The sequence below is a fragment of the Mesorhizobium sp. M1A.F.Ca.IN.020.06.1.1 genome (genome assembly GCF_004023265.1).
Taxonomy (GTDB): Bacteria; Pseudomonadota; Alphaproteobacteria; order Rhizobiales; family Rhizobiaceae; genus Mesorhizobium.
Genome location: NZ_RZSR01000860.1, coordinates 1 through 2,605 on the forward strand (window position 1 = coordinate 1; position 2,605 = coordinate 2,605).

Annotated in this window: 2 protein-coding genes; both read right to left on the minus strand. The window is 60.5% G+C overall.

Annotated elements, in window-relative coordinates:
• Nucleotides 1-612 precede the first annotated feature (612 nt).
• A complete protein-coding gene (locus EOA60_RS28130) occupies nt 613-1,311 on the minus strand; it encodes an OmpW family protein (protein ID WP_127335143.1) in 699 nt (232 codons plus the stop codon).
• Between the two features lie 38 nt (nt 1,312-1,349).
• A partial coding sequence (locus EOA60_RS28135) for a prolyl oligopeptidase family serine peptidase (RefSeq protein WP_164899591.1) occupies nt 1,350-2,605 on the minus strand: 1,256 nt, incomplete at its 5' end.

The following is a 2,605-nucleotide window of genomic DNA, read 5'->3' on the forward strand; positions in this document are numbered from 1 at the left end:
CTATTGGACAGTCGGCCGCTGCGGTTTTTGTCAGCCTTTCCTGGGGCGTGGGGGTTGGTCGGCAGTGCCTTTTAGGCCCGCCGCGGCCTCCCGCAACCTTCGCTCTCGCTTCAGGTCCTTCTCGTCGTTACGGTCCTTCGGATGCGGTCCGCCTCTTTCAGCGGGCCTAATCGCTTTCTGCCGCCCACCCACGGGGACAGGCACGCGAGACTGGTATGGAGCGTTGCGGTTAGCGCGCGAACAGCAAAGGAACTGAAAAAACAGGCAACTGTCGCAGCATGGCTGAACCAGCCATCGTGTCGGCATCTAGGAGCCGCGTGTTCGCCTTGCGCTGACACGAAGCTCAGACGTCCGGGAGACGATGCTGGCAAATAGTCTGGCTGAAGCATTCCACCCACAATACCAAAGCCCGTCCCGATCCAAAGCGCTTCTAAGCACTCCATCTCAGGCGCAAGGCCGGTTGGCCAGTGCACCTTCTTGGTCCGCCGGAAGAGAACCCCGCCCGACAATAGCTTCATGAGGTCTTGCGCTGCAGTGTCGACCATAAAAAAGGGCGCGCGAGGCGCCCTTCATTTTAAACCGGCAGTCGGGAAGCAGACTTCACTCTGATATTCAAAAGCGGTAGGTGACACCTGCGCCTATCAGCCAGGGATCGAGCTCCGCCTTCCCCGTCAGCTTCGCGCCGGCCACCGTGACGTCGAAGTCCGGCCTCAGGAAAAGCTTCTTCACGTCGAAGTTGAGGCCCCAGTGCTGGTCCACCATGTAGTCGAATCCGACCTGCAGCGCCGTGCCGAACGTGTTCTTCACCTTGAGAGCGTCAGCGCTGCCAGTGTCCTGGTTATAGAAGATCGTGTAGTTCACGCCGGCGCCGACATAAGGCTTGAACGCGCCGAGATCGGTAAAATGGTACTGCAACGTGAGCGTCGGCGGCAGCAGCCAAACTTTGCCGATGTTGCCCAACCCACCGATCGTCCCTCGGCCCGCGATGTTGGCATAGGTGGTACCGAGTATGAGTTCGGCGGCGATGTTGTCGTTAAAGAAATACGAGATATCGAGTTCCGGCGTCACCGTGTTCGAATAGGAAAGACCGGAGCCGGGAAGCGTATCAACGTAGCCCAGATCTTTCGTAACGACGCCCAACCCCCGCAGGCGGACCTGCCAAGGGCTTGGCGCTTCGGTGACCGAGGCTCCCGTCTCCGCCAGGACGGTCTCTGCTTGCGCAGGCTCCGCGGCGACGGCCTGCTGTCCCACGATGATCAGGGCCACCGCCGCTGCTATTGCCCGCGCTGCGCCCATTCGCGTTCTCGCCATGATATTCACTCCTTGATGTTCAGAAAGGATGCACTGCACTATTTCGTCTCCTGCTCGAATGAATTGTTGATGGAGCTCAAACGCTCCTCTTGCGTTGCAACGCGTTCCGCCATCTCCGGAAGGTGATCGTTGAAGCCGATTGCGCTGCGGAGAAAATTGGTGCCTAGACTGATGAATGCGGCTTGCTCCCGATTGTCCTTGCCGTAGCCGTGCCCGCCTGCGCTGGCCTCGTAGAAGTAAGCGGGATAGCCAAGAGCCTGCAGTTTTGCGGCCATCTTGCGCGCATGGCCCGGATGGACGCGGTCGTCGCGTTTCGTGGTGGCGATCAGGATAGGCGGATAGGGCTGTCCCGGCGCCGCGGCGTGATAGGCGGAGATTTCCTTCAGGAAAGCCCAATCGTGAGCCTTGTCCGGATCGCCATATTCGTCGATCCAGCTCGCGCCCGCCAAGAGCTTGGTGTAGCGACGCATGTCGATAAGCGGAACTGTGCAGAACAGAGCCCCGAAATGCTCAGGATAGCGGGTCAGCATGTTTGCGATCAGCAGGCCGCCATTTGAGCCGCCCTCAGCGGCAATCCGCCTCGGCAGGGTGATGCCCCTTCGCACGAGGTCGGCGGCAACGGCGGCGAAATCGTCATGGGCGAGACGCTTGCCCTCCCTGCGCCCGGCATCGTGCCAGCGGGTGCCGAACTCGCCGCCGCCGCGGATGTTCGCCTCCACACACGTGCCGCCGCGCTCGAGCCACAGCTTGCCCAGCGGGGAGTTGTAGTAGGGCAGGAGTGATGTGCCGAACCCGCCATAAGCGGAAAGGTGAACCGGAGCATCTCCGTTCCCGTTCGCCGGACCAACCTGCGTGTAGGGGATCAGCTCATGATCGATAGAGACTGCCTCGTGGCGCGTGACCACCAGTCCGGATGCATCGAAATTCTCCGGGCTGCGCTTCAGGATTGCTGAAGCGCTGAGAGACGGCGCGGCATTGAGATCGAATAGCAAGAGCTGCGGCGGCGTGATCGGATCCTGAGCACAGACCAGGACCTCTCCATTGGTCTCGTGAACTGCCGCATCGAATGACCAGACGTGGACAGTCCCTTCGGCGGGCAGGGTGTCCAGGACTCGGCGCGTCCATTCCTGGTGGCCGGGAGTGAACATCTCGAAACGCGGTACGAGATTGACGAGGTAAGAGATAATGAGCTTCCCGTCATTCCAGAAGAATGACTGCAGAGAACGCCTTTCCCCTGGTTGAAACAGGGTCTCAAAACGGCGTCCGCCGGCGAGGAAAGAGCAAAGCGAGATGA